At 63.0% G+C, this 26,293-nt stretch carries 31 protein-coding genes; 16 read left to right on the plus strand and 15 right to left on the minus strand.

Features of this window, described 5'->3' with window-relative positions:
• Complete coding sequence (locus tag X756_RS160260) at positions 1 to 201, plus strand: hypothetical protein (RefSeq protein ID WP_023728748.1); 201 nt, start codon at positions 1 to 3, stop codon at positions 199 to 201.
• A 106-nt stretch (positions 202 to 307) separates the two neighbouring features.
• A complete protein-coding gene (locus tag X756_RS160255; RefSeq protein WP_023728749.1) occupies positions 308 to 1,657 on the plus strand; it encodes a sorbosone dehydrogenase family protein in 1,350 nt (449 codons plus the stop codon).
• A gap of 23 nt (positions 1,658 to 1,680) precedes the next feature.
• Here the strand turns inward: X756_RS160255 and X756_RS160250 are convergent, their stop codons facing one another.
• Positions 1,681 to 2,586: a hypothetical protein gene (locus X756_RS160250; protein WP_023741988.1), complete on the minus strand. Its 906-nt coding sequence runs from the start codon at positions 2,584 to 2,586 to the stop codon at positions 1,681 to 1,683.
• A gap of 178 nt (positions 2,587 to 2,764) precedes the next feature.
• Between X756_RS160250 and X756_RS160245 the strand changes: the two genes are divergently transcribed.
• The 3 genes from X756_RS160245 to X756_RS160235 all read left to right on the plus strand — a co-directional run bounded on the left by X756_RS160245 (position 2,765) and on the right by X756_RS160235 (position 5,430).
• Positions 2,765 to 3,379: a LysE family translocator gene (locus tag X756_RS160245; RefSeq protein WP_023728751.1), complete on the plus strand. Its 615-nt coding sequence runs from the start codon at positions 2,765 to 2,767 to the stop codon at positions 3,377 to 3,379.
• 250 nt (positions 3,380 to 3,629) lie between these two features.
• Positions 3,630 to 4,604 (plus strand): cysteine synthase A, encoded by a 975-nt coding sequence (gene cysK, locus X756_RS160240; protein WP_023672045.1) that lies wholly within the window; start codon positions 3,630 to 3,632, stop codon positions 4,602 to 4,604.
• Positions 4,605 to 4,803: 199 nt separating this feature from the next.
• A complete protein-coding gene (locus X756_RS160235; protein ID WP_023681237.1) occupies positions 4,804 to 5,430 on the plus strand; it encodes a glutathione S-transferase family protein in 627 nt (208 codons plus the stop codon).
• A 9-nt stretch (positions 5,431 to 5,439) separates the two neighbouring features.
• Here X756_RS160235 and X756_RS160230 read toward each other — a convergent pair whose 3' ends face one another.
• Together X756_RS160230 and X756_RS160225 are read right to left on the minus strand one after the other, a co-directional pair.
• Positions 5,440 to 6,684 carry a DUF6596 domain-containing protein gene (locus X756_RS160230; RefSeq protein ID WP_023728752.1) on the minus strand — a complete coding sequence of 415 codons (1,245 nt, stop codon included), beginning with the start codon at positions 6,682 to 6,684 and terminating at the stop codon, positions 5,440 to 5,442.
• A 7-nt stretch (positions 6,685 to 6,691) separates the two neighbouring features.
• Entirely contained in the window at positions 6,692 to 7,060 is a 369-nt protein-coding gene (locus X756_RS160225; RefSeq protein ID WP_023681239.1) for a YciI family protein, read from the minus strand.
• Between the two features lie 235 nt (positions 7,061 to 7,295).
• On the opposite strand from X756_RS160225, the gene X756_RS160220 reads away from it, so the two are divergent.
• Positions 7,296 to 7,757, plus strand: a complete 462-nt coding sequence (locus X756_RS160220) for a RidA family protein (RefSeq protein ID WP_023728753.1) — start codon at positions 7,296 to 7,298, stop codon at positions 7,755 to 7,757.
• On the opposite strand, the gene X756_RS160215 is transcribed toward X756_RS160220, so the two are convergent.
• From X756_RS160215 to X756_RS1000000167075, 3 genes are all read right to left on the minus strand, one after another.
• On the minus strand, positions 7,720 to 7,974 hold the full coding sequence (locus X756_RS160215; protein WP_023728754.1) for a hypothetical protein: 255 nt from the start codon (positions 7,972 to 7,974) through the stop codon (positions 7,720 to 7,722). The two genes, X756_RS160220 and X756_RS160215, sit on opposite strands and share 38 nt — an antisense overlap.
• Before the next feature lie 63 nt (positions 7,975 to 8,037).
• Positions 8,038 to 8,463, minus strand: coding sequence for a DCC1-like thiol-disulfide oxidoreductase family protein (locus tag X756_RS160210; RefSeq protein ID WP_031237814.1), 426 nt, complete (start codon positions 8,461 to 8,463; stop codon positions 8,038 to 8,040).
• A gap of 179 nt (positions 8,464 to 8,642) precedes the next feature.
• Positions 8,643 to 8,792 carry a hypothetical protein gene (locus X756_RS1000000167075; protein WP_196813601.1) on the minus strand — a complete coding sequence of 50 codons (150 nt, stop codon included), beginning with the start codon at positions 8,790 to 8,792 and terminating at the stop codon, positions 8,643 to 8,645.
• Positions 8,793 to 9,137: 345 nt separating this feature from the next.
• Here X756_RS1000000167075 and X756_RS160205 point away from each other — a divergent pair, with 345 nt between their 5' ends.
• Positions 9,138 to 10,004 carry a Ku protein gene (locus X756_RS160205; RefSeq protein ID WP_023681243.1) on the plus strand — a complete coding sequence of 289 codons (867 nt, stop codon included), beginning with the start codon at positions 9,138 to 9,140 and terminating at the stop codon, positions 10,002 to 10,004.
• Between the two features lie 11 nt (positions 10,005 to 10,015).
• The gene (ligD, locus tag X756_RS160200) at positions 10,016 to 12,526 is read left to right on the plus strand and encodes a DNA ligase D (protein WP_023728756.1); all 2,511 of its coding nucleotides are present in this window, start codon (positions 10,016 to 10,018) and stop codon (positions 12,524 to 12,526) included.
• Between the two features lie 111 nt (positions 12,527 to 12,637).
• Here ligD and X756_RS160195 read toward each other — a convergent pair whose 3' ends face one another.
• Entirely contained in the window at positions 12,638 to 13,342 is a 705-nt protein-coding gene (locus X756_RS160195; RefSeq protein ID WP_023728757.1) for a winged helix-turn-helix domain-containing protein, read from the minus strand.
• Between the two features lie 69 nt (positions 13,343 to 13,411).
• Between X756_RS160195 and X756_RS160190 the strand changes: the two genes are divergently transcribed.
• The 3 genes from X756_RS160190 (at position 13,412) to X756_RS160180 (ending at position 14,398) form a co-directional block, all read left to right on the plus strand.
• Complete coding sequence (locus tag X756_RS160190; protein ID WP_023728758.1) at positions 13,412 to 13,615, plus strand: DUF1127 domain-containing protein; 204 nt, start codon at positions 13,412 to 13,414, stop codon at positions 13,613 to 13,615.
• Between the two features lie 85 nt (positions 13,616 to 13,700).
• Positions 13,701 to 14,057, plus strand: coding sequence for an NIPSNAP family protein (locus X756_RS160185; protein WP_023728759.1), 357 nt, complete (start codon positions 13,701 to 13,703; stop codon positions 14,055 to 14,057).
• Positions 14,054 to 14,398: an antibiotic biosynthesis monooxygenase gene (locus X756_RS160180; RefSeq protein WP_023728760.1), complete on the plus strand. Its 345-nt coding sequence runs from the start codon at positions 14,054 to 14,056 to the stop codon at positions 14,396 to 14,398. Before X756_RS160185 ends, X756_RS160180 begins: the two co-directional genes overlap by 4 nt.
• A 160-nt stretch (positions 14,399 to 14,558) precedes the next feature.
• Here the strand turns inward: X756_RS160180 and mbfA are convergent, their stop codons facing one another.
• Complete coding sequence (mbfA, locus tag X756_RS160175; protein ID WP_023728761.1) at positions 14,559 to 15,542, minus strand: iron exporter MbfA; 984 nt, start codon at positions 15,540 to 15,542, stop codon at positions 14,559 to 14,561.
• 164 nt (positions 15,543 to 15,706) lie between these two features.
• Here mbfA and X756_RS160170 point away from each other — a divergent pair, with 164 nt between their 5' ends.
• Complete coding sequence (locus tag X756_RS160170) at positions 15,707 to 16,027, plus strand: hypothetical protein (protein ID WP_023728762.1); 321 nt, start codon at positions 15,707 to 15,709, stop codon at positions 16,025 to 16,027.
• A 110-nt stretch (positions 16,028 to 16,137) separates the two neighbouring features.
• On the opposite strand, the gene X756_RS160165 is transcribed toward X756_RS160170, so the two are convergent.
• The 4 genes from X756_RS160165 to X756_RS160150 all read right to left on the minus strand — a co-directional run bounded on the left by X756_RS160165 (position 16,138) and on the right by X756_RS160150 (position 18,448).
• Positions 16,138 to 16,509 carry an endonuclease domain-containing protein gene (locus X756_RS160165; RefSeq protein WP_023728763.1) on the minus strand — a complete coding sequence of 124 codons (372 nt, stop codon included), beginning with the start codon at positions 16,507 to 16,509 and terminating at the stop codon, positions 16,138 to 16,140.
• A gap of 96 nt (positions 16,510 to 16,605) precedes the next feature.
• Positions 16,606 to 16,977 carry a hypothetical protein gene (locus X756_RS160160; protein WP_023728764.1) on the minus strand — a complete coding sequence of 124 codons (372 nt, stop codon included), beginning with the start codon at positions 16,975 to 16,977 and terminating at the stop codon, positions 16,606 to 16,608.
• 316 nt (positions 16,978 to 17,293) lie between these two features.
• A complete protein-coding gene (locus X756_RS160155) occupies positions 17,294 to 17,641 on the minus strand; it encodes a hypothetical protein (RefSeq protein WP_023728766.1) in 348 nt (115 codons plus the stop codon).
• 294 nt (positions 17,642 to 17,935) lie between these two features.
• Complete coding sequence (locus X756_RS160150) at positions 17,936 to 18,448, minus strand: hypothetical protein (RefSeq protein WP_023728768.1); 513 nt, start codon at positions 18,446 to 18,448, stop codon at positions 17,936 to 17,938.
• 744 nt (positions 18,449 to 19,192) lie between these two features.
• Between X756_RS160150 and X756_RS160145 the strand changes: the two genes are divergently transcribed.
• Entirely contained in the window at positions 19,193 to 20,362 is a 1,170-nt protein-coding gene (locus X756_RS160145) for an ATP-dependent helicase (protein WP_023728770.1), read from the plus strand.
• 298 nt (positions 20,363 to 20,660) lie between these two features.
• On the opposite strand, the gene lepA is transcribed toward X756_RS160145, so the two are convergent.
• Entirely contained in the window at positions 20,661 to 22,466 is a 1,806-nt protein-coding gene (lepA, locus tag X756_RS160140) for a translation elongation factor 4 (RefSeq protein WP_023673259.1), read from the minus strand.
• Entirely contained in the window at positions 22,463 to 22,978 is a 516-nt protein-coding gene (locus X756_RS1000000167085; protein ID WP_156941324.1) for an endonuclease domain-containing protein, read from the minus strand. Before X756_RS1000000167085 ends, lepA begins: the two co-directional genes overlap by 4 nt.
• A 194-nt stretch (positions 22,979 to 23,172) precedes the next feature.
• Between X756_RS1000000167085 and X756_RS160135 the strand changes: the two genes are divergently transcribed.
• From X756_RS160135 to msrA, 3 genes are all read left to right on the plus strand, one after another.
• Positions 23,173 to 23,874: a DUF1223 domain-containing protein gene (locus X756_RS160135; RefSeq protein WP_023728771.1), complete on the plus strand. Its 702-nt coding sequence runs from the start codon at positions 23,173 to 23,175 to the stop codon at positions 23,872 to 23,874.
• A 79-nt stretch (positions 23,875 to 23,953) separates the two neighbouring features.
• A complete protein-coding gene (locus X756_RS160130; protein ID WP_023728772.1) occupies positions 23,954 to 24,238 on the plus strand; it encodes a hypothetical protein in 285 nt (94 codons plus the stop codon).
• A gap of 111 nt (positions 24,239 to 24,349) precedes the next feature.
• Positions 24,350 to 25,072: a peptide-methionine (S)-S-oxide reductase MsrA gene (gene msrA / locus X756_RS160125; protein WP_023728773.1), complete on the plus strand. Its 723-nt coding sequence runs from the start codon at positions 24,350 to 24,352 to the stop codon at positions 25,070 to 25,072.
• A 164-nt stretch (positions 25,073 to 25,236) separates the two neighbouring features.
• On the opposite strand, the gene X756_RS160120 is transcribed toward msrA, so the two are convergent.
• Positions 25,237 to 26,241, minus strand: coding sequence for a cytochrome d ubiquinol oxidase subunit II (locus X756_RS160120; RefSeq protein WP_023701932.1), 1,005 nt, complete (start codon positions 26,239 to 26,241; stop codon positions 25,237 to 25,239).
• Positions 26,242 to 26,293: the final 52 nt, after the last annotated feature.

The raw sequence follows: 26,293 nt of genomic DNA on the forward strand, positions 1-26,293 counted from the left end.
ATGGCGCTTGAATCGTTCAAGGCCCAGATCAGCATGCTGCTCGAAGAAATGGTCAACCAGCCGGAGGACGAGCACGAAATCCAGGAGCAGCTGCGCGAAAAACTGCGCGAAATGCGCGCCATGGGCTTGCCGCTGCCGGAAGATCTCGTCGCATTGGAAAAGCGTCTCGACGACGATCTGGACGTCGAAGGGGAAAGTTGAGCGGTTCTCTCGTCGAATCTGCGCGCGCACGCTTCTCTTTTGCGGCGGCCGCACAATATCTCCCTTGTCGTGACGCGCCGACCGGCGCGAGTTCGAGGAGAACAGCATGATCCGGATTGCCGGCTTCGCAGGCCTTGCCCTGCTTCTGGCCACCAGCGCCTTCGCCCAGCAGGCTGATCAACTGCTGCTGACCGGCAAGGACGCTTTCGGCGACTGGAAGGCCGACAAGCCAGGTGTGCGCCGGCTGATTAGGCCGGATGATCTGAAAAGACCCAACATCACCGAATCCGCCTCCAACAGCGCCGGCCTTGGCGATCGGCCCGAGGGCGCGAAGCCCGTCCTGCTGCCTGGGTTTTCGGCCGAACTGGTTGCTTCCGGCATTTCCAATCCGCGGGTCGTGCGCGTGGCGCCGAACGGCGACCTGTTCGTCGCCGACAGTGACGCCAACCAGATCCGCGTCTATCGGCTGGCCAAGGGTAGCGCGAAGCCGGCCGAAGAGGGCATTTTTGCCGACGATCTCAACGAGCCCTATGGCATCGCCTTCTACCCGCCTGGCGACAAGCCGCAATGGGTCTACGTCGCCAACAACGACAGCGTGGTTCGCTACGCCTATCGCGACGGCGACCTTAAAGCCTCCGGCGAACCGGAGACGATTGTCTCCGACATCCCTACCGGCGGCCACTGGACCCGCGATATCGCCTTCTCGCCGGACGGGAAGACGCTGTATCTCTCGGTCGGCTCCGGATCTAACGTCGCGGAGGGCATGGGGAAGGCACCGAATAGCGGCGTTGACGCCTGGGCAAAATCACAGCCACTCGGCGCCACCTGGGGTTCCGAGGATGGCCGTGCCGACGTGCTGGCCTTCGGCCCCGACGGCAAGAATGGCCGCATCCTCGCTACCGGCCTGCGCAATTGTTCGGGCATGACCGTGCAGCCGGCGACCGGCGCGCTGTGGTGTGTCGTCAACGAGCGCGACGGTCTCGGCGACGATGTGCCGTTCGAATATTCCACCTCCGTCAAGGACGGCGCCTTCTATGGCTGGCCCTGGTATTATATCGGCGCCAACGAGGACCCGCGTCACGAGGGCGCGCGCCCAGACCTCGCCGGCTCGGTCACCGTGCCCGACGTGCTGATGCAGGCGCATTCGGCGCCGCTCAACATCGCGTTCTATGACGGCGGCAATTTCCCGGCAGAGTACAAGGGTGACGCCTTCGTCGCCCTGCACGGCTCCTGGAACCGTGGTATGAGGACCGGCTACAAGGTGGTGCGGCTGAGATTTAGCGACGGCAAGCCGACCGGCGAGTACCAGGATTTCATCACCGGCTTCGTCCTCTCCGACGACGCCGTCTGGGGCCGGCCGGTCGGCGTCGCGGTGGCCAGGGACGGTGCGCTTATCGTCACCGAGGATGGCAACGGCACCATCTGGCGCATCACCCATGTCGACGGCCCGTCCTGAGCCGGCGAACTGCGCAACCGGCCCTAATGTACGTCCCGATGGATCACCTTGGGATAGGTATGGATCACCTCGGCCGATGAGACACGGTCATCGAAACCGGTATCCCTGAGATTGAAGAGGCCGACCGAGCCGAAGGACTTCTTCGCCCCTTGCGCGAAGCGGCCGTCGCTGAAATCGTGTTCGTAAAGCGTCACCGTGACGTGGCCGGCATTGAGCTTCGGCACGTAAACACTGCTGATGGTGTCGTTGGCGACGCCAAGCTGGTTGACGTTGAAGCGATAGAGGTCCTGCACCATGCGCCGGGCCGCATTGCCATTGATCATCCAGTATTCGCGGCGCGAAGCGCGGTTCGGGTCGATGAGTTTGAGCGGCGCCTTGCGGCCAAGCCCGAGCCAGTGCTCGAACACCATCACATTGGCGCCCCAGGGATAGGGATAGTTGGACTTGTCGATGATGCGTGGCGGGCCATCCTCGGCAATCTCGGCGGTATCTACATAGTCCAGCCATTGCAGCTGGAACGACGCTTCCACGTTGAGGTCGGTGTTGCGCGGATCGGCAGCGATGATGCGCCAGTCGGAGACCGGCGGATATTTGGTGTCGAGGTCGATGTAGAATTCGCCTTTGGCGGTGTCGTCGGGGTCTATCTTTTGCGGTCCGTCACGCTCCATCGCCACCAGTCGCACCTTGAACCGGTTGTTGACGACCAGCGGATAGATCATCGGACGAATGGGGTGAGCGCCAGGGTCCCGGCTGTCGGTAAAATATCCAGTCTGCGGAACGACATCGCTATCGCCCTTGTCGAACAGGCTGAAAGCCTGACGCCCCTCGAACCACAGATACCATTCCAGCTCGTGGACATGACCGCGTGCTTCGGAATAGTTGTTGGGCATCCACTTCATGAGCTGGATGTGAAGTCTTTTGGCTAACATGGGTGCTCCTGCCGTTCGGAGCCATGCGAGATAGCCGACCGCCTTCGGGGCGTAAGTGAACCATCTCTCGCTTTCAGGCGATGATGACCGGCTTTCATGTCCTGGTTGGCGCAATCGAATCCGTTTTGCCGTTGCAGGCTTTCATGGCATCAGAGTCGTTTCACGAGGTGCGACCGTCATGACCCTCACCGGCTTCCTTGCCTATAGTGCTGCGCTGGGCATCGCCGCCGTTCCCGGCCCCGGCGTCACCGCGCTTGTGGCGCGGGCGCTCGGATCCGGCTTCCGCTCGTCGCTGGCGATGTCGTTCGGCCTGATGCTCGGCGACCTCATTTATCTCACCGCGGTGGTGCTCGGCCTTGCCTTTGTCGCGCAAAGCTTCGGCATGGTGTTTCTCGTCATCAAATGGCTGGGCGTCGCCTATCTCGCCTTCCTCGGCTGGCGTTTCTGGACGGCCGGGATCACGCCCGAGACTGTCGAGGCCAGGAAAGGCAAGGGCGGCCTGGTATCGAGCTTCCTTGCCGGCCTCACCGTCACGCTGGGCAACCCGAAGACGATGATCTTCTACCTCGCCATCACGCCGACCATCGTCGACCTGAAGACCATCACGCTCGCCGACTACGGCATCCTGGTCGCGCTCACCGTCATTGTGCTCTTCGTGGTGCTGGTGCCATATCTTGCGCTGGCCGCCAAGGCGCGCTGGTTCCTGAAATCGCCACGCGCGCTGAAGGCGCTGAACCGCACCGCCGCCGGCTTCATGGTGGGCGCGGCCGCTGCCATTGCCGCACGTCAGTAGNGAAGGCGCTGAACCGCACCGCCGCCGGCTTCATGGTGGGCGCGGCCGCTGCCATTGCCGCACGTCAGTAGATCGGTTCAGGCCCATCCATTCCGCCGATCGGTCCATCCGGAAAATGCGGCTTGAGGGGACAAGCGTTTTCAGCAAGCGGCCCACTCGATATTTTCGGCCGGCAGCCTATCTTGCGCGGGCGAAAGCCCTATTCTGTCCGCCGACGCCAATTGCCTGATCTGATTTGGGAGCGAAACCAATGAACAAGCCTTCCGCGCGCGTGCCCGGCCGCGGCCGTGTCTACAACTCGATCACCGAGACGATCGGCGACACGCCGCTGGTGCGGCTCGACAAGTTCGCCAAGGAGAAGGGCGTCGTTGCCAACCTTCTTGCCAAGCTCGAATTCTTCAATCCGATCGCCTCGGTCAAGGACCGCATCGGCGTTTCCATGATCGAGGCGCTGGAAGCGTCGGGCCGGATCAAACCCGGCAAGACGACGCTGATCGAGCCGACCTCGGGGAATACCGGCATCGCGCTCGCCTTCGCCGCCGCCGCCAAGGGCTACAAGCTGATCCTGACCATGCCCGAAACCATGTCGGTGGAGCGCCGCAAGATGCTGGCGCTGCTGGGCGCCGAACTGGTGCTGACGGAAGGGCCGAAAGGCATGAAGGGCGCCATCGCCAAGGCCGACGAATTGGCCGCCACCCTGCCTGACGCCGTCATCCCGCAGCAGTTCGAAAACCCGGCCAACCCGGAGATCCACCGCCGCACCACCGCCGAGGAGATCTGGAACGACACCGATGGCGGGGTCGACATCTTCGTCGCCGGCATCGGTACCGGCGGCACGATCACCGGCGTCGGCCAGGTGCTGAAGCAACGCAAGCCCTCGGTGCATGTCGTCGCCGTCGAGCCGGAGGCCTCGCCGGTGCTGTCGGGCGGCCAGCCCGGCCCGCACAAGATCCAAGGCATCGGCGCCGGCTTTGCGCCCAAGATCCTCGACACCTCGATCTATGACGAGATCGTCAAGGTCTCCAACGAGGATTCGGTCGCCAACGCCCGCCTCGTCGCCCGCCTTGAAGGCGTGCCGGTCGGCATCTCGTCGGGCGCTGCCCTGCAGGCCGCCATCGCCGTCGGGTCGCGGCCGGAGAACAAGGGCAAGAACCTGGTGGTGATCATCCCGTCCTTCGCCGAGCGCTATCTGTCGACGATCCTGTTCGACGGGCTGGGGGCTTAACGTCTTAACTGGATAGGCGGCGATCCTTCGCACCCCCCTCTGCCCTGCCGGGCATCGGGGGTGCTGTCCCTCCGACATCGGAAGTCTCATGGCTGGACCGCAGAAAACCCGGCCGTGGCGTCCGCCACCGGCTTGAGCGGGAGGCGGCTTCAGGGTCAAATCGCCCCGGCCTGCTTCGCGCGGGCAGGGGGAGAATCACATGTACAAGCTTTACACGCGCCCAGGCAGCGGCGGTTTTGTCGTCGAGGCCGCATTGGCGCTGGCAAACGCGCAATTCGACCAGATCGATGTGCCCAAGAAGGATCCGCCGGACCCGGCTTTCCTCGACATCAGCCCGTTGAACCAGGTTCCGGTGCTGACCTTGCCCAACGGTCAATCGATAACCGAATCGGCGGCGATCTGCATCCTGCTTGCCGAGCGCCATCCGGAGGCGGGTCTGGCGCCGGCCGCCGGATCGCCGGATCGCGCCGGTTTCCTGCGCTGGATGGCGTTCATGTCATCGGTGCTCTACCCCGCCATCCTGCGCCTCTACTATGCCCATCGCTACACCGCCGATGCCGACGGCAAGAAAGCCGTCAAGCAGGCAGCCATTGCCGAGATGGACCGCGGCTTCGCCATTGTCGATGCAGCCCTCGAGGGGCGCGGCTGGCTGGTCGGCGACGCGATGTCGCTGGCCGACATCTACCTCGTCATGCTGGTGGCCTGGCACCCCGATATGGACAAGGCGCGAGCCGACTGGCCGAACATCGAACGCTTATGGTCGGCGCTGCGCGCGCATCCGCTGATGAAACGGCTCAACACCACGCATGAAATGTGGCCGGCCTGAACGGACGCTTCAATTTCGCAGGATCGCCCGTTTCGCCTGCAGGAAGCGGCGCACGGCGGGGTCGCGTTCAAGGCCGATCGCCCGGTCATAGGCTTCGACCGCTTGCGCCGCATTGCCGAGCCTGGCCAGCAGGCCGGCGCGAGCGGCCCAATAGGGCTGATAGTCGTTGAGCCGCTTGTCGTCGCCCAGCACGTAGAGCGCCGCCAGTCCTGCCGCCGCCCCTTCGGCCTCGGCAATCGCCACGGCGCGGTTGATCGAAATCACCGGCGAGCCTGATATCGCCGACAGCGCATCGTAGAAGTTACGGATCGCCGCCCAATCGGTTTGGCCGGTCCGTCGCCGCGTCGCATGCACCGATTGTACCGCCGCTTCGAGCTGGTAGCGGCCGATGACGCCAATGGTGGCGGCGTGGCCCAGCAGCGACTCGGCTTCGTCGATCAGCGCGTGATCCCAAAGACGGCAATCCTGTTCGGCGAGCGGCACATAATCTCCAGCCGCATCGCGCCGCGCCGGGCGGCGCGCCTCGGCAAACAACATCAGCGCCAGCAGGCCGAGCGCTTCCGGTTCGTCCGGCATCAGCGATGCCACCAGCCGCCCGAGCCAGATGCCTTCGGTCGCCAGATTGCGCGCTCTCGTCTCGGTCCCTGCCGGGTCGGTCCAGCCTTCGGCGAAAGCCGCGTAGATCGCTTCCAGCACCGTTCCCAGCCGCTCGCCGAGTTCGGCGCGATCCGGCACGCGGAACGGAATGCCGATCTCGCGGATGCGGCTCTTGGCGCGCACCAGACGCTGGCCCATCGTCGCCGGCGAAACCAGGAAGGCCGAGGCGATCGTCGCCGCGTCGAAACCCAGAACCGTCTGCAGGATCAGCGGCGCCCGCACGCTGGCTTCGATCGCCGGATGCGCACAGGCAAACATCAGCCTGAGACGTTCGTCGGGAAGGTCTTCGTCTTCCATGCTCGCCTCCATCTCCTCGGCCATCAGCTTGAGATGGTCGCGGCTCGCCTCGCTGGTCAGCCGACGGCGCACCGCGTCGACGCGCCGCCGGCGCGCCACGGCCAGCAGCCATGCTTCCGGCTTCTCGGGCACGCCGGTCTGTGGCCAGCGCTCAAGGGCCGCGGCAAAGGCCTCGGCCAGCGCGTCCTCGGTGCCGGCTACGTCGCGGGTGCGCGCAGCAAGGTAGGCGACCAGCTTGCCGTAACTCTGCCGGGCGGCCGCTTCGGCCGCCGCCCGCGCGATCTCCGGGCGATTGTCCATCACGGTTTCATTTCTTGGGCATGTAGTCGGCCATTTCCCAGATCGGCCGCAACTCGACCGTGCCGGCGCTCGCCGCCGGACAGCGCGCCGCCCAGTCGATGGCGGTATCGATATCGGCCGCCTCGATCATGTAGAAGCCGGCAAGCTGCTCCTTGGTGTCGGCATAGGGGCCGTCGATCACGTTGGTCTTGCCGTCTGTGATCCGCACCGAGGTGGTCGCCTGGGTCGGGCGCAACCGTTCGCCGGCGAGCCATGCGCCGGATTTCTTCAACGCTTCGGTATAGGCGGCATATGCTGCGCTCATCTGCTGAGCCTTCTCGATTGGCGTGTTCGCCTGCGCGGCTTCGTCGCTGTTGATCAAAAGCATGTATCGCATGGGTCTTCTCCCGTGGTTTCGAAGGCCGCGTCCTAGCGGGGCCAGACGTATGTCGCGCGGCGGCGGCCGATTTCGACGGGCTTCAGAAAAAACTTTCGCCTCCGCCAGGAGATTTCGCAAGGACCAGATGTTCCTCCGTCTGCTGGCGGATGACCGGCAGCGGACTGGCCGTGGCTCCGCACAGCACTATCCTCTGTCGTTGGCGGGCACGTCACACGAGGCATGGGAGAAGAGAATGGAACTCGTGACCCACAAGAAATTCAAGAACGGCCGGTTGATGCCATGGGGCAAAGGCACGGTCGTCAGCGGTGCGAAAGGCACCGTCTATCTCTGCGGCAACACCGCGACATCGGCTGACTACGATCCGGCCGGCAAGAAGGGTGGCGGCTTCGCCGGCAATGCCGCGGCGCAGTGGCGGGAAGTTCTCGGCAACATCAAATCGGATCTGGAAGAACTTGGCAGCGGGCTCGACCATCTCATCAGGCTGACCTTTTTCGTCAAAGGGCCATTTCCCGACGGCGGCGTCCTCAGCTCGCCTAATTTTCGTCTCGACGTGCTGGACGCGTTTTTCGCCGAGTATTGTCCGAAGCATTGCAGCGACAACAATCCGCCGCCTTCGGAGGTAATCGGCGTCGCAGCGCTTGCCCAGGCAGACATCGTCATCGAGATCGTCGCCGTCGCGGCGCTGCCGGACTGAGGCGCGAACGAACAGGCCGGCCTTGCGCGAGGTCACCGTTGCGACCGAACCGCGCCGGCACGAGCTGCGCCGCCGCGCCGGTGCGGGTTTTGCACCAGGCCTCGGCCTTGCCCAGTGAGCGCCCGGCGACGAGCAGGATCAGGCGTGGCTCGCTCTCCAGCAATTGCACGATGCGGCCGCCGAAAATGCCATAGCCGCCAACGACCAGAAGCCTCATGGCGCCGCTCTTTTTGCGTATGTCGTTTTCCCGGAACCGAGGTCACTTTTGAGTGACATGCGATTAGCCGATCACGCGCGCACGTATCGCGGCGGACAGGATCTCGCAACTGTCCTTGCGGCCGAACATGGCGTAGCGGTTTTTGGCGATGCGTTCGTAGAGCCAGTCACGCAAGGGGCGCGGGATGAGCAGCAGGGCCTTCGCCGCCCGCCACGGCCAGCCGAGTTCGGCCATCACCGCGATGAAACTGTCCAGCCGGATGAAGGGAGCGCCGCCGACAAGGACCAGATTGGTCTCGTAGCTGTCGGTGCGCAGCCCGTATCTCTGGAACAGCGCCTCGCCGAAGGGCGACTGCGCCGTGGCGAAGCGGAAGCGGTTTTTGCGGTCGAGCCCGACCACCGTGCGTACGAAGCCCGAGCACAGCACGCAGACGCCGTCGAAAACGATCAATGACTGGCTGGCATCGAAGGGTTCAGGAGAAGAAGTCACGGGACATCCGGCAACTTGTGTCTTCAGACACTAAGCCCGCCGGCAGCGGGATCAAAGCCGCGGAGTTGTCGCACGGCTTCTCGCGGCCAGCGCGGGGCGCTCGGCGCGATAGGTGGTTGCGCGGGGATCGGCCTCCGGTCTGCAGATCCGGCTGTCGTGACGCGTTTCGAACGTCATGATCAGTGCGCGCCGAGCGAGCTGCCGCGACGGGCGCAGGCCGGACCCGGGCCGCGCATGTAGTAGCGCTCCGGCCGATAGGTCGGCGCGATGAACTCGCGGATGGCGGCGGCATAGCCGGCGATGTGGCCCCAGAATTTCATTTTACTCAAGTCCCTGTCCCGATTTTCGGATGTCCCGTCCGATTGCGGGGATCATAGCGTCGAGGCGTGAATAGTCGGTGAACACGATGTTAATCTTTGGTCGAAAACCCCATGCTTCGTGGCCGGAATGCGGCTGTTTGGGGGTCTTTCGGTGTAGTTCGTCGCCATTTCCGGCATTGTGACTTTTGCATCACATATGTTTCGTCTGGATGTCGCTTGGGCGCGGTTCTGTTTCAGATTTGGCGAGCCTCTCGAAATTTCCATGCTCGCTGCCGAAATGCCCCTGGTTGCGCGCCCGGAACCGGAACGGGCCTTGCCCGTTCTCGCTTGAACCGCATCGCGCAGGAGTTCGCCATGGCACCTCGCCCCGCCTGGAAGGGCTATCTGAAACTGTCGCTGGTCACCTGCGCTGTCGAACTGACCAACGTCGTCACCCACGCCGAAAAAGTTTCGTTCCGGGTGCTCAACCGCAAGACCGGCAACACGGTCAAGCGCATCTATGTCGATTCTGAAACCGGCAAGCCGCTGGGCGATGGCGACGAGATCAGGGGCTATGAGGTGAGCCCCGGTGAGTTCGTCCATATCGAGGACGAAGAGATCGAAGCGGTGCAGATCGAGTCCTCGCACACGATGGCGCTGGATGGCTTCGTCGACAAAGCCTCGATAGAGCAGATCTATCTCGACACGCCCTATTATGTCACGCCCGCCGACAAGGTGTCGGAGGAGGCCTTTGCCGTCATCCGCGATGCCATGGCGGACAAGAAGATGGCCGGGCTGGCGCGCGTCGTGCTCTATAGCCGCGAGCGGCCCGTGGTGATCGAGCCGCGCGGCAAAGGCATGGTGCTGACCACCTTGCGGTACGGCAACACGGTGCGGGAGCCGGAGAGCATCTTCGGCGACATCAAGGCGGTGAAGACCGACCAGGAGATGACCGATATGGCCGAACGCATCATCGACAAGAAGAAGGGGAAGTTCGATCCGTCGACATTCGAGGACAAGTATGAGGACGCGCTGCTCGAACTGATCCGCGCCAAGAAGGCCGGCAAGAAGGCTCCGAAAGCGCAGGCCGCGCCCAAGCCGTCCAATGTCGTCAATCTGTTCGACGCGCTGAAGAAGAGCCTGTCCGATGGCGGCCAGGCGGAAGGCCCGGCGAAGAAGGCCAAGCCGGCGGCAAAAAGCGGCAAGGCGAAAGCTTCTGCGCCCAAGCGCAAGTCGGCTTGAGGGTCGGCGCCGTGGCCAGCCTCGAACAATATCAGTCCAAACGCGATTTCAAGAAGACGGCCGAGCCGGCGGGCAAGGTCGCGCGCGGCAAGCAGCCCGGCGGCATCTTCGTCGTCCAGAAGCACGACGCGACCAGGCTGCACTATGATTTCCGCCTCGAGCATGAGGGCGTGTTGTGGAGTTGGGCGGTGACGCGAGGCCCGAGCCTCGACCCGCACGAAAAGCGGCTGGCCGTGCATGTCGAGGACCACCCGATCGACTATGCCGGCTTCGAGGGCACCATTCCCAAGGGCGAGTATGGCGGCGGCACCGTCATCGTCTGGGACGAAGGCACATGGACGCCAGAGATCGACCCGGCCAAGGCGATGAAGAAGGGCCATATCGACTTCGAACTCAACGGCCAGAAGCTGAATGGGCGGTGGCATCTGGTCAGGTTAAGACCCCGCCCGGGCGAAAAGCGCGAAAACTGGCTGCTGATCAAATCCGACGATGCCGCCGCCCGCCCCGGCGAGGATATCCTGAAGGACGCCCCGAAATCGGTGAAGTCCGGCCTGACCATCGAAGAGGTCGCGGAAGGCAAAACCGCCGACGGCAAGAAGCCGAAGGTCTGGCACTCCAACAAGCCCGCGGCATCCAGCAAGGCGAAAGCCGGCAAGCGCCTCGACTTCGTCGAGCCGCAACTGGCGACGCTGGAGCGCGAGGCGCCGCCCGGCGAGGACTGGCTGCATGAGGTCAAGTTCGACGGTTACCGCATGCAGGCGCAGATCGCCGGCACGGAGGTGCGGCTGCTGACCCGCACCGGCCTCGACTGGACGGAGAAATTCGGCCCCGAGATCGTCGCGGAACTGGCCCAGCTGAAATGCAGCGACGCCATCATCGACGGCGAGATCGTCGTGCTCGCCGACAGCGGCGTTTCGTCTTTCTCGCTGCTGCAGCAGGATCTCTCCGCCAATCGAACCGACCGCTTCACCTACTATGTGTTCGACCTGATGCGGCTTGACGGCAAGGATTTGCGCCGCGAGCCGCTGGTCGAGCGCAAGCAGGCGCTGCAGGAGCTGCTCGGCGAGACGGCCGAAAATGCCGCTGTTCGCTTCAGCGACCATTTCGCCGAGCCCGGCAAGATCATGCTGCAGCACGCCTGCCGCATGGGCCTCGAAGGCATCGTCTCCAAGCGCGCCGATGCGCCCTACCGCAGCGGCCGTGGCCCAGGCTGGGTGAAATCGAAATGCACGGCCCGCCAGGAATTCGTCATCGGCGGGTATCTGCCCTCGGACAAGACCGGCCGCGGCCTGCGTTCGCTGCTGGTCGGCTACCACGAGGGCGGCAAGCTCCACTACGCCGGCCGCGTCGGCACGGGCTTCACAGCCAGGAGCGCCACCGATCTGAAGAAAAAACTCGATGCGCTGAAGGCAGACGCCTCGCCCTTTGCCGCCGCCGTGCCGAAGGGCAAGGGCCTGGTCTGGGTCAGGCCCAAACTTGTCGGCGAAGTGGAGTTCCGCAGCTGGACCTCGGACCGTATAATACGCCACGCGTCGTTCCAGGGACTGCGCGAGGACAAGCCGGCGGAGGAAGTCGTGCAGGAAAAGCCATCGAAGGCGGCGAACAAGGCAAAGCCTGCGGCAAGCGGCGCCGGCAAGGCCGCCGGGGCTAAGGCGCCCGCGACGATCACGACCAGCGTAAAACTATCCCATCCCGACAAGCTGCTGTGGCCCGAGGAAAAAATATCCAAGCAGGCTCTGCTTGGGCACTATGCCTTGGTCTGGCCGCGCATGGAGCAGTTCGTCGTCAACCGGCCGCTCAGCCTGGTCAGGGCGCCGGACGGCATCGGCGGTCCGCGCTTCTTCCAGAAACATGCCTCGGCCGGCATGAGCGACAAGATTGCCCGCATGAAGGACCCGACCGATGGCGAGGAAATCCTGTTCATCCGCGATTTCGACGGCCTTGCCGCCTTGGTCCAGTATGGCGTGGTTGAGGTCCACATCTGGGGCTGCAAGATCGAGGAGCTGGAAAAGCCGGATCAGATCATCTTCGATCTTGATCCCGATGAAGGCGTCGACGTCAAGGCGGTGCGCGAGGCCGCACTCGACATCAGAGGCAAGCTTGACGATCTGTCGATGCCGAACTTCGTCAAGCCGTCAGGCGGCAAGGGCTATCACGTGCTGGTGCCGCTGAAACCCTCGGCGGATTGGGAGGAAGTCAAAACCTTCTCCCATGATTTCGCCAAGGCGCTGGAGCAGGCCGCGCCCGACCGCTACACGGCGACGCTGTCGAAAAAGGCGCGCACCGGAAAAATCTTCGTCGACTATCTGCGCAACGGCAGGGGCTCGACCACGGTCGCGCCCTACTCTTCCCGCGCCAAGAAGGGCGCGACGGTGTCGATCCCGGTGACCTGGGCGGAGGTCGAAAAAGGGTTAGCGCCGAATTCCTTCCCGATCGGGGGCAAGACGACGCTGAAGGAACTAGCGGAGGCCGATCCGTGGGTGGACTTTTTCAAGCAGGGGAAGGTGCTGAAGCGGGGGTGAGCGTCGCGCGCCTCACCTGCTACGCAAGCGTTCCGTCACACCCCCCTCTGTCCGGCAGGACAGAGGGGGGTGCTGTACCGCCAGCGTCGCCCAATTAGCGCTGCCGAACCTCTACGCCAAAAACACCCGCTCGAACGCCTGCTTCCCCGGCGGTGAAAACACCACCGCGCGGCTGTCCTTCTCCCGCCTTGCCCATTTCTCCGACAGGATCTTGTCCAGAATAGCCGCGCCGAGCGTTCCCGCGAGGTGCGAGCGGCGCACGCTCCAGTCGAGACAGGCGCGGCAGACCGGCCGGCGCGGCTTGGCGCCGACATCGATGCCGATCGCGGAAAAATGCGATGCTGCCGACGGCCCGAGCCTGATCTCCCCCGGCCGGATCTCCCCGAGCCTGATCTCATTGTCGTCGCGCAACAGGATGCCGCGCGCGACGAGGCGGTCGAGCATCGCCACCGCATGTTCGCCGGCGAGGTGGTCGTAGCAGACGCGGGCGACGCGCATGGCGCCGTCGCGCGGGCCGGGCCGCACGCGCTTGGGACCAACCGCTTCGGCCACCCCGGTGATGGCCTCGATCATGCCGGCAACCTGCGGCCCGGCGAGGCCGTAATAGCGATGCCGTCCCTGGCTGGCCAAAGTTAAAAGCCCGCCCTCCATCAGTTTCGACAGATGCGAGGACGCCGTCGGCAGCGAGACGCCGGCCTCCAGCGCCAGTTCGCTGGCCGTCAAAGCCGTGCCGCCCATCAGCGCATTCAGCATGTTTGCCCGCGCCGGATCGCCGACCAGGCTGGCGATGCGGGCAATGTCGGGTCCTTCACGCATAGTTAGGTCTCCATCGAAGCATTCTCGTCAGATAAGCATTATTGTCGGGCGGGATCAAGGAGAACGCCGATGCCAACCGCTTCCGCCCCACTCGCCAGCCGCCGGCGGTTTCCATTCGTCACCTGGCTGCAACGGCGGCTGCTCGCCCGCTGGTACGACCGCCATGGGCAGCGGCTCGACCTCGCAGAGGTCGACGACCATCTGCTGCGCGATCTCGGCCTGACCCGTGAGGATGTGCGCCGCGAATGCGCAAAATCCTTCTGGCAGGCCTGACCGCCAGCGCTTTTGCTTAGCAGACCCTGCGGCACAACGTTTCGACTTCGCTCGAACTATCCACGCGAAACCCAAGGAGATCACGATGACCATCACTTGCTTCATCCGCTATGAGATCGACCCGTTCGGCAAGCCGGCCTTCGAGCAATATGCCAAGGCCTGGGGCCAGGCGATCCCGCGCTGCGGCGCCGATCTGATCGGCTACTACGCCCCGCACGAGGGCTCGGCCACCACCGCCTACGCCGCCTACAACATCGACAGCCTCGCGGCCTACGAAGCCTATCGCGCCCGTCTCGCCGCGGATCCGGCGGGCAAGGCCAATTACGAATTCGCTCGCCGCGAAAAGTTCATCTTGAAAGAGGACCGCATCTTCCTGAAGCTGGTGTCGGGGCCGCATGGACCGCGGCAGCTGTTCCAGACCGCGGTCAAGGAGGAAGCATGATCGCTGTCATCTTCGAGGTGCAACCGGCTGAGGGAAAGCGCGATGCCTATCTCGGTATCGCTGCCGAGTTGCGGCCGCTGCTCGACGGCATCGATGGTTTCATCTCGATCGAGCGCTTCCAGAGCTTGGCCGACCCGAACCGCGTCCTGTCGCTGTCCTTCTGGCGCAACGAGGAAGCGGTGAAAGCTTGGCGCAACACGGAAGAGCACCGCCAGGCGCAGCATGCGGGCCGTGGCGGAATCTTTGCCGGCTACCGGCTGCGCATTGCGCATGTGCTGCGGGATTACGGGCTGACGGAGAGGGACGAGGCGCCAGAGGATAGCAGGGCGGTGAATGGGTGACTAGGTATCGGCGTCGCGCCAGGCTCCCTCATCCGGCCGCTTCGCGGCCACCTTCTCCCCGCTGGGGAGAAGAGACTGGCGCAGGCTTCGAAAATCTCCTCTCCCCTCGGGGAGAGGTCAGCCGAGCGAAGCGGAGGCTGGGTGAGGGGGCGCTTGGCGCTCACGCATTCCCGATCAGCACCCCGGCCGCAAACACCAGCGCCCCACCCAGCACCACCTGAAACGCCGCGCGCAGGAACGGGGTTTGCATGTAGCGGTTCTGCACGAAGGCGATCGCCCACAATTCGAAGAACACCACCACGGCCGCGACCGCCGTCGCCGTCCAGAAATGCGGGATGATGTAAGGCAGCGCGTGGCCGAGGCCTCCCAGCGTCGTCATGATGCCGACGGTGAGGCCGCGCTTGATCGGCGAGCCACGCCCCGACAGCTTGCCGTCGTCCGAAGCGACTTCGGTAAAGCCCATCGAGATGCCGGCGCCGATCGAGGCGGCGAGGCCGACCAGCAGCGTCTGCCAGGTGTCGTGCGTGGCAAACGCGGCGGCAAAGATCGGCGCCAGTGTCGACACCGAGCCATCCATCAGCCCGGCCAGTCCCGGCTGGACATAGGTCAGGATGAACTGGCGCTGCTCGGCGCTGGCTTCCTCGTCCTTGACCTCGCCCGGCACGAGTTTCTGCTCCAGCCGATGCGCCGAATTCTCATGGCTTTGCTCGGCCGCGGCCAGGTCGCCGAGCAGTTTCCGCGTCGAAGCATCGCCGGTGCGCTTGGCCGCTTCAACATAGAAGCGATAGGCCTGCCGCTCCATCTCTTCGGCTTGGCGCCGCACATGCTCGATGCCGAGCGGCCGCACCAGCCAGTCGGGCTTGCGCTCGTAATAGCCTTTCACGTGCTCGCGGCGCAGCAGCGGAATGCGCTCGCCGAAACGCTTGCGGTAAAGCTCGATCAGGGAATCACGATGGCCGTCCTCCTCCGCCGCCATCGCCTCGAACACTTTCGCCGATTGCGGAAAACTGTCCGCCAGCCCGTCGGCATAGGCGCGGTAGATGCGCCCGTCATCTTCTTCGGATGAAATTGCCAGGGCCAGGATCTCCTGTTCCGACAGCGTTTCGAAAGGACGGCGGCCGAAACCGAAGACACGGGAAAGCATGAGAAATTCACCCCAGTTTAGAACAATTCTAAACTAGGCGCTGCAGTCTCCGCGGTCAATCACCAGTCAAGAAATGTTGAAGCGCCGGATCGCAACGCGGCCTTCATTATCGGCAAATGTTCACCTATATTGTCGCGACACGCAAAGCGAAAGGTATCCAAGAGATGACGGCAAAGCCGCATGACCACTTCGATCCGAAACCCGTCCTCGATCTGATCGCCAGCATCGAGGCCGATTTGCAGCGGCTGAAAGGCCTGGTCGAACAGCAAGTCGAAAAATTCGACCCCGCCAATCCGCACAACAAGGCGCCCGACGGCAAGCTGACCGAGGAGGGCGTCGAATGCTGCTACCGCCTGTTCGACGAAGGCAGGTCGCGCTACTCGGTCGCCCAGCAGATGAAGATCTCGTTTGCCGCCGCGACGCACCGGTTCAATTCCTGGCGCAAGGCGGGCGGCCCGAAGCGTCAAAGGGCGTTGCTGGGATAATTGGCGAAAGCCAAGGCGGAACCCGATCTCCCCCCTCGTGGGGGAGATGGCCGGCAGGCCAGGGCTGTCCCGCCGACCTTTCCCTGCCTAAAGCCCAGCACCGGCACCGTTCAGGATGCGCCGCCAAGCCCAGCCGCAATCACAATATGCTGGCAGACATTGTCGACGTCGCGGATGACGTCGTCATTCCAGAACCGAAGGACGGTCCAGCCATCTTGTCCGAGGTGCGATGTCCGCGTTTCATCCCCGGCAGCCGCGCCGCCGTCCGTATGCTGGGAGCCATCGACTTCGATGACCAGCTTCTTCTCCGGGCAAGCGAAATCGACGATGTAGGCGGCAATCGGAAATTGTCGCCGGAAGCCAAGCCCCATCAGCCGGTGGGCACGAAGTTCGTTCCAGAGCTTGAGTTCGGCTGGCGTCAGGACTTTGCGCATCGATCTGGCGTTTGCGCGATGTCGAGGCGATAGAGGCGTGTGCGGCATTACGATGCTCGGTGGTTGCGGAGGCTTGCGCTCTATGGCGCCCCCCTCTGTCCTGCCGGACATCTCCCCCACTTGGGGGGAGATTGGCTGTACTTCCTACGGAGTCAGTTCAATTTCCTCCGTCTCGCCGCCATTGCAGGTGTAGCAGCAATCCTCGCATCTTTCCTTGTTGTTGGGGCCGACGCCCCAATAGGTTCCCTCGTCGCCGTCGACCCAGGCGCCGTAGCAGATGGACTCGCCCTCGTCGCACGAGACCGGGATCTGCTTGGTCTCGCCATCGTCGAGATAGAAATCCTTGTCGTTGCCCGGCCAGACATAGTCGCGGTCCTGGCTGTAGAGCTCGAGCCGCATGGCGTTGGGATGGCTGTTCTTGACGGCAAAGGTGATGTCGGCGGCGTGCGCGGCCGGCGCAAACATCGCGGCAAGCGAGAGCGCGACGAAGATGCGGCGCAGACAAGTGAAAGACATGGTGTTCCCCCGAGGCAATCGGCCCCCCGGCCGAGGGGGCCAGCATTGCATGATGGCGGCTGACATTGAAGGGGAGCGGCTGACTGATTTTGGGGGGATTGGGAGAGGTTGGTGGAGCTGCTGATCTCCCCGCTCGTGGGGGAGATGCCTGGCAAGGCAGAGGGGGGCGCTGTCCCGCCGACCTCTCATTCCTGCAGCCGCGTCATTTCAATTTTAGGCTTGCTGATCCATACGCTGGCGATCCTTCGCGCCCCCTCTGCCTTGCCGGACATCTCCCCCACGAGGGGGGAGATCAGCAGCTTCGGCGCCCCGCCCCTCACTCAACCAGATCGATCGTCTCCGTCGTCTTCTCCATGCAGATGAAACAGCACGTATCGCATGGCTGGTCATTATCCGGCCCGACCCCGGCGGAGACCGCATCATTGCCATTCACCCAGGCGCCATAGCAGATGTTTTCGCCCGAATTGCACGAGATCGGCACCGATTTCTGCGAGCTGGGCTCGATCAGAAACACCTGGTCGCCGCCCGGCCACGACATCTTGCGGTCCCGGCTGAACAGCTCCACCGCGACCGCCTGGCTGCGCAGGTTCTTGACGAAGAACGCCATATCGGCGGCATGCGCCGGGGTGGCGAGGAGCAGGGCGGCAAGGGTGAGGCGGAGCATGGCGGGCGGTCCCGAATCGGAGATGCGAGGGTCGCACGCCGCGAGGGCCGGGCCTAGAGCCACGGCTAGGCAAGTCCCCCTCACCCGGATTGCCAGCCGAATTGCGAAAGGCAATTCGGGGCAATCCGACCTCTCCCCGAGGGGAGAGGAGCTCGCTCGGCGCTGGTGCTCGCCTCTTCTCCCCAGCGGGGAGAAGGTGGTCGCGAAGCGGCCGGATGAGGGGGCGGCCTCGTGATACCCTACGCCCCCGACTGCCCCACTTCACATGCGGCGCCAGCGGCCGGATCGCGTCAATCACCTCGGCGACTTCAGCAACGTCCAGATCCAGCCGGCAAACCCCAGCACCAGGAACGGATAGCCGGCGGCGGGCAGTGGCGCCGAAATCGGCAGCAAGGGCGCGCCCCACAGCACCATGGCCACCGTCACGACAAACAGGATGGCGGCGATGAGGCCGGTGAGCCGCATCCACAGCGCAAAGGTGTTCGCCGCGCTGATCAGGACGAGCGCTGCCGCCCACAGCGAGATGCCGCCGACATAGGAGGGGACGCTGGCCTCCAGCCCCGCCGCATTGCCGGCGAGCAGCAGGCTTTCGCCGGCGAGAAAGGTGAGGAACCCGGCCGCGACGCAGTCATTCCCCAGCCGCTGGTACTTCATCGTCAGCAGCGCGGTCGCGACCACGAGCGCCACGCCGTCGATCGCCCAGAGCGTTTCGCGCAGCGGAGCGCTGGCGACGAAAGTGCCGGCCAGGCCGAAGGCGCCACCGATGGCGAGGCCGGTTGCGGCTATGGTGTCGAGATTGGAGCGCATCGAGACCTCCCCCATACCGCCTCAGGATACTTCAGGAAGGGATGTTCTCCAATGGCGGCCTCAAGGAGAGGCAGGCTGTTGCAGTACGAACCCGCGCGGTTCACACAAACAACCTCATCTAGTCGCTTTGTAGAAACATCATGAAGCGTGCAGAAACGAGATTGACCACAAAGCTCGATGTCGATCTACAATGAGCCAAACTAAAATAAATAAAGGGAGGGGTGAATTCATGGCTTGGGACGATGACTTGCTGGTGGGAACATCAGCTTATGAAATAGCTGCCGATGCGGCGAATAGGCTTCGTGTAATTGCGGGGCCTGGCACTGGAAAATCGTTTTCTATGAGGAGGCGTGTCGCGCGACTAGTCGAGAGCGGCGCAGATCCAGAGCGAATTTTGGCGGTCACCTTTACTCGAATAGCCGCCGAAGACGTTCGACGAGAGTTGAACAAGCTCGATGTTGAGGGTGCAGACGAGATTCAGGCACGAACCCTACATAGCTTTGCTATGCGGATACTTCGAAAACAGTGGGTGATCAATTTACTTGGACGCGTTACAAGGCCGCTCCTAAATTTCGAAATTGAACCACTCCTATATGATCTCGGAGACAATCGATTTGGCATAAGGGTGCACGCGAGAAGCGGATTAAGGCATATGAAGCTGCCTTCGCTCGTTCTCAAGACGATGATCCTATAGAGGCGGCAGATGCGGTCGACCGAGAATTTCGACACGCTCTTGTTGACTGGATGACATTTCATAAATGCATTCTTCTCGGCGAGGCGATTCCATTTTTGTACATCTATCTCAGAGATAACCCAGCGTCGCCAGAGTTTGATTTATTCGACTATATTCTTGTCGACGAATATCAAGACCTGAATAAGGTCGAGCAGAGTGTCGTAAAACTCCTTGGACGGGATGCAAACGTCATAATTGTTGGCGATGAGAATCAATCAATCTACAGTTTCAAGCATGCACATCCCGAGGGGATCATCGAGTGGGAGGATGACAATTTAGACCGGTCTGATCACGAATTGACCACCTGCTATCGGTGTCCTGGGCGAGTAGTCTCGATGGCAAACAGCCTTATCGCTCACAACCCGGGGGGCAATGCGCATCCACTAGAGGCACGCCAGGGGAACGGTGACGGCATTGTCAGCATAGTCCAATTCGCAGGAATTGATGAGGAGGCCAATGGGATTGCAGCTGATATTGTACAGAAGATCGCCGCCGGTTCCGATCCAGGCGATATTATCGTTCTAACTCCCAGAAAGAAGCTCGGATTAAAAATTTCAGATGCCCTCCGCGTGGCAGGCATAGCTTGTCGCGACTACCTATCCGAAAGCGAGCTTGAAACGGATGAGGTTACGGAGAAATTGGCGCTCCTCATGGTGGCAGGAGATCGAGATGACCGGCCAGCACTTAGATGGCTCCTAGGGTACGGGAGTAATGATTTTCGAGCGGGGCAATACAGACGCTTACGTGCGAAATGCACGGAACATGACATATCGCCATGGGAAGCTCTTGAGCGGTCTGAGGCTGGTACTTTGCAGTTGCCGCAGTGCCAGACGCTGAGAACTCGATTTAGAGAGATTCAGAATGAAATCGAAATGATCTCGGAGCTGGACAGCGCCTCTGATGTGCTAGATGCACTTTTCCCTCCGGGTGACCCCTCGTTTACGCGCATACGCGAGCTGTTCGAAGGCGAAATCGACGAGGATACCGAGATTAGCGACGTCCGGAAGCTCATTTTGGAGAAAATCTATGAGCCCAATTATCCGGATGACGTCGACTACGTTCGCATAATGACGCTTTATGGAAGCAAGGGGCTAGGGAGCCCCATCGTATATATATTACTAGCCTTGTTGATGGCTTGCTCCCTAGGTTTCCGGACGCAGATGACACCCCTGCAGAGGTAGAAAGAAAGCGACAAGAACAAAGGCGCTTATTTTATGTAGCGCTGACGCGAGTTAAATCCGTACCGGACGAAAATAAGCCAGGAGAGCTGACGTTGTCGAGCTTTCGACAATTTGGATATGCGGAAGCATTCAATCTGAATAACGGAAATGCGAACGCACAAGCAAGCCGCTTCCTCGCAGAGCTCGGCCCAAGGCGGCCTGCGCCCGTTAGACGCTGAGATTTTTGACGGCAAGTTTCTGCTGCGCTACGCGATGGAACACCCACCGGGTCGATGCGTCCGGCCGAAGGCCGGACCGCTTAATCCCCCATCTTAAGCGCCTGGATAAACGCCTCCTGCGGTATATCCACCTTCCCAAACTGGCGCATCCGCTTCTTGCCCTCTTTCTGCTTGTCGAGCAGCTTGCGCTTGCGGGACACGTCGCCGCCGTAGCACTTGGCGGTCACGTCCTTGCGCAGCGCCGAGATGGTTTCGCGGGCGATGACCTTGCCGCCGATCGCGGCCTGGATCGGGATCTTGAACAGATGGTTCGGGATCAGCTCTTTCAGCTTCTCGCACATCTGGCGGCCGCGCTTTTCCGCCGCGGTGCGGTGGACCAGCATGGACAGCGCGTCGACCGGCTCTTCATTGACCAGGATCGACATCTTCACCAGGTCGCCTTCCTTGTAGTCGGTCAGATGATAGTCGAAGGAGGCGTAGCCCTTGGAGATCGACTTCAGCCGGTCGTAGAAGTCGAAGACGACTTCGTTGAGCGGCAGGTCGTAGATCAGCATGGCGCGCTTGCCGACATAGGAGAGGTCGGCCTGGATGCCGCGCCGGTCCTGGCAGAGCTTTAGAATGCCGCCGAGATAGTCGTCGGGGGTCAGGATGGTGGCGCGGATCCACGGCTCCTCGATGGCCGAGATCTTCACCACGTCGGGCATGTCGGCGGGGTTGTGCAGTTCCTTGACCGAGCCGTCATTGAGCAGCAGCCGGTAGACGACGCTCGGCGCGGTGGCGATCAGGTCGAGGTTGAACTCGCGCTCCAGCCGCTCCTGGATGATTTCGAGATGCAGCAGGCCAAGGAAGCCGCAGCGATAGCCGAAGCCGAGCGCGGCACTGGTTTCCATTTCATAGGAGAAGGAGGCGTCGTTGAGGCGCAGTTTGCCGACGGCGGCGCGCAGATCCTCGAAATCGGCGGCGTCGACGGGGAACAGGCCGCAGAACACCACTGGCTGCGCCGGCTTGAAGCCGGGCAGCGCATGCGCGGTCTGGCGCTTATCCTCGGTGATGGTGTCGCCGACGCGGGTGTCGGCCACTTCCTTGATCGAGCCGGTGAAGAAGCCGAACTCGCCGGGGCCGAGCTCGTCGACATTGATGCGGGCGGGCGTGAACACGCCGGTGCGCTCGACCAGGTGTTTTGCGCCGGTGCCCATCATGCGGATGGTCGCGCCCTTTTTCAGCACGCCGTCGATGATGCGCACCAGGACGATGACGCCGAGATAGGCGTCGTACCAGGAGTCGACCAGCATGGCTTTGAGCGGTGCTGAGGCATCGCCCTCGCGCGGCGGCGGCAATTGGTGGACGATTGCCTCCAGCACGTCGGGAATGCCGAGGCCGGTCTTGGCCGAGATCAGCACGGCGTTGGAGGCGTCGATGCCGATGACCTCCTCGACCTGCTCGCGGATGCGCTCGGGCTCGGCGGCCGGCAGGTCGACCTTGTTCAGCACCACGACGATCTCGTGGTTGTTGTCGATGGCCTGGTAGACATTGGCCAGCGTCTGCGCCTCGACACCCTGCGAGGCGTCGACGACCAGCAGCGAGCCCTCGCAGGCGGCCAGCGAACGCGACACTTCATAGGCGAAGTCGACATGGCCGGGCGTGTCGATCAGGTTGAGGATATAGTCCTCGCCATTGTTGGCGCGGTATTTCAGCCGCACCGTCTGCGCCTTGATGGTGATGCCGCGCTCGCGCTCGATGTCCATCGAGTCCAGCACCTGCTCCTTCATGTCGCGCAGCTCCAGCCCGCCGGTGGACTGGATCAGCCGGTCGGCAAGCGTGGATTTGCCATGGTCGATATGGGCGACGATGGAGAAATTGCGGATGTGGTCGAGAGGCGTGCTCATGATGGGGCGGCTTTAGCAGGGGCGGGTTGCAGGGGCAAGCGGGGTGGCGGTGCCCTTGCCTTCTCCCCTTGTGGGAGAAGGTGGATCGGCGCGCAGCGCCGAGACGGATGAGGGGTGTTCCAGCTTGACGCCGGCGTTCTTTCACCGCATGGCTGCAAACTGACATCCCTTACATAAGCGATTATCGTGGTGCAGACGCTGTCCATGTCTTTCAGGACATCGTCGTTCCAAAAGCGCAACACACGAAAGCCTCTCGCCTCCAGTTCCGTTCTACGGGCCTGGTCTGACTCTGAGTCCGCATGCTGACTCCCATCGATCTCGATGATGAGGAGTGATTCAAGACAAGCGAAATCGGCGACGTATTTTCCAACAGGAACTTGGCGCCGAAATTTGATCCGATCGAGCCTGCGGTCACGTAGTTCGTGCCACAGTTTGTCTTCCGCCTCCGTCATTTCACGTCGGAGCGAACGGGCAACGTTTCGTTTGGCAGGAGCGACGGGCTGATGTGGCATGACGTTAGATTAACCAACGTCTCACTCCGCTGGAACACCCCTCATCCGTCTCGGCGCTTCGCGCCGATCCACCTTCTCCCACAAGGGGAGAAGGCAACGACGCGTCCGCCCCCAATCACGAAGCGGTGAACCATGTAACGAAGCCTCGGGCAGCGACGAAGTGTGGGATGAACCCGCCGCAACGGAGACCCCCGATGACTGGACTTAACCCAAAACGCGCCGGCATGCTGGCTGCCGTAGGCGCCGCGCTGATGATGCTTGGCGGCACCGCCTTCGCCCAGCCGCTCACCGTGGTCGAATTGTTCACCAGCCAGGGCTGTTCGTCTTGCCCGCCGGCCAATGCCAACCTGATCAAGGTCAAGGACGAGCCGGGTGTTCTGGCGCTGTCGTTCAACGTCACCTACTGGGACTGTCTCGGCTGGAAGGACATTTTCGGCCGCGAGGAATTCACCCAGCGCCAGGTGCGCTATGAGCCGTCGCTCGGCCGTTCCGGCCCGTTCACGCCGCAGGTGGTGGTCAATGGCGGTGCCGATGCGGTGGGCGCGGCATCAGGCGAGATCGAGCAGCTGATTTCCGCGAGCGGTCACACGAAGGGGCCGATGCTGTCGCTCGACGGTGGCAAGATCAGCATCGGCGCCGGTTCCGCGCCGGCCGGCCGCGCCGATGTCTGGCTGGTCCGCTACAACAAGGGCGTCATTGAAGTGCCGGTGGCGCGCGGCGAGAATACCGGGCGCACGCTGCCGCATGCCAATGTCGTGCACTCGCTGGAGAAACTCGGCAGCTGGAGCGGCGACGCCACCACACTGCCGCTGCCGGCGGCAAGCGGCGGGCTGAGCACCGCGGTGCTGGTGCAGTCGCCGGGTGGTGGGCCGATCCTGGCTGCAGCCGCCGACTGATTCTTTTTCTACGCAACGCCGCTAGCGCGGCATAACCGGGCTCGCATCCGCGCGCCCTCTTCAAGGAGGAAATACCATCATGACCAAGACCCTGACCGCGCTCGCCCTTGCGCTTTCGATGACCGGCTTCGCCGCCGGCGCCCGTGCCGACGAAGCGACCAACGCCATGAAGCCGGCGATGGCAACCGATGCGATGAAGCCCGCGACCGATGCCATGGCGCCGGCGACCGATGCCATGAAGCCAGCCGACCCAATGGCGACGAATGCGATGAAACCCGCCGCCGACGCCATGAAGCCGGCCGATGCCATGAAACCCGCAACGAATGCGATGAAGCCGGCGGACGCCATGGCGCCCGCGCAATAAGGCTGGGTCCCATGGCCCGGCCGCACAGTGGCCGGGCCGGCGCACGGCAATTTGAGAAACCAGGCGGGACGTTCTGTCGTATAGTCTTCGCCACCATCAAGGAGATCAGACATGACCGGCATTGCAAGGACGAGAACGCCGATCTTCAAGAGCGCGCTTGCCGCGCTCATCGCCGCCGCCGCGGCCGCCTTCTGGCAGAGCCCTGCGCGCTCGGCCGAGGACGCGGTGGTGATCCCGCCGCCGGCAATGGACGAGAAGGCCGCCAGCGGCAGCGAGAAGGCTATCTTCGCCGGCGGCTGCTTCTGGGGCGTGCAGGGCGTGTTCCAGCACGTCAAGGGCGTGACCAAGGCCGTCTCCGGCTACACCGGCGGCGCCAAGGATGACGCCGTCTACGAAACGGTGGGCAGCGGCCGCACCGGCCACGCCGAATCGGTCGAGATCACCTACGATCCGTCCAAGGTGACCTATGGCCAGCTGCTGCAGGTCTATTTCTCGGTCGCCCACAACCCGACGCAGTTGAACTTCCAGGGCCCCGACTCGGGCACCCAGTACCGCTCGACCATCTTTGCCGAGAATGGCGAGCAGCAGAAGATCGCCCAGAGCTACATCGCCCAACTCGACCAGGCGAAAGTGTTTGCCAAGCCGATCGTCACCACGCTGGAGACGGGCAAAACCTTCTATCCGGCCGAGGAATATCACCAGGACTTTCTGACGCTGAACCCGACCTACCCCTACATCGTCTACAACGACCTGCCCAAGGTGGCGAATTTGAAGGCGCTGTTCCCGGGGTTGTACAGCGAGAAGCCGGTGCTGGTGCTGGCGGGGAAGAGCTGAGCACCTAATCTCCCCCCCGGGGGGGAGATGTCGCCGGAGGCGACAGAGGGGGTCGGTCCGACCGGACGCGACCTCCTGCGGCAGAAGAAGGTTAGCGCTCCACGCGCGGCGACCCCCTCTGGCCTGCCGGCCATCTCCCCCTCAAGGGGGGAGATCAGCTCCCCTCAATCATACGTCAGATCCGTCGCCTTCCCGCCGAACACCCGATACGCATAGAACGAATAGAAGATGATCACCGGCAACACGACGACCGTGCCGGCGAGGATGATGGCCAGGCTTTCCGTCGCCGACGCCGCCTGCCAGATGGTCAGCCTGTCGGGCACCACGAAAGGATAGAACGACCAGGCAAGCCCGGCAAAGCCGAGCGCGAAGATGGCGGCGAGCGTCAGGAACGGCCGCAGCGCGTGGCGATCGTCGGGCTTGGGCAGGTGGAAGGTCTGCCGCCACAGCCACAGGAACAGCAGCGCCGACAGGATCGGCAGCGGCGACAGATAGAGCATTTCGGGCCAGACGAACCATTTGGCGAAGATGCGCGGACTGGCGAATGGGGTCGCCAGCGACACCGCCGCCATGCCGAGCGCGGTCAGCACCAGGGCTGTCCGCAGCCAGGCCACCGCCTTCCTCTGCAATTCGCCCTCGGTCTTGTAGATGACCCAGGCTGCGCCCATCGCTGCATAGGCCGCCGACAGGCAGAGCGCCACCAGCGCCCCGAAAGCGATGCCGCCAAAACCGACATCGAGGCCAAGCACATAGACGCCGAGCATATAGCCTTGCGCCAGCGAGGCGATGACGGAACCGAGGAAGAAAATGCGGTTCCAGCGATGCTTCTTGCCGGCAGGCACTTTGGCGCGGAAATCGAAGGCGACGCCGCGCAGGATGAGGCCGACCAAAAGCACGAAGACCGGAATGTAGAGCGCGGTGAGGATGACGCCATGCGCCAGCGGGAAGGCGACCAGGAGCAGGCCGACGGCCAGCACCAGCCAGGTCTCGTTGGCATCCCAGAACGGGCCTATTGCCGCGATCATGGTGTCCTGCTCGGCATCTTCGGCGACCGAGAACAGGATGCCGATGCCGAGATCGAAACCGTCGAGGATGACGTAGATCAGGATGGCGAGGCCCATCAGGCCGGCGAAGATCAGGGGCAGCGCGGTTGGCCAGTCGAAGGTCATCGGTCTGTCATCCCTCTCATCAACGGTTCTGCCCTTCGCTATGGCTCCGGGC

The sequence above is a fragment of the Mesorhizobium sp. LNJC405B00 genome, from assembly GCF_000502615.1.
In the GTDB taxonomy this organism is placed as follows: domain Bacteria; phylum Pseudomonadota; class Alphaproteobacteria; order Rhizobiales; family Rhizobiaceae; genus Mesorhizobium.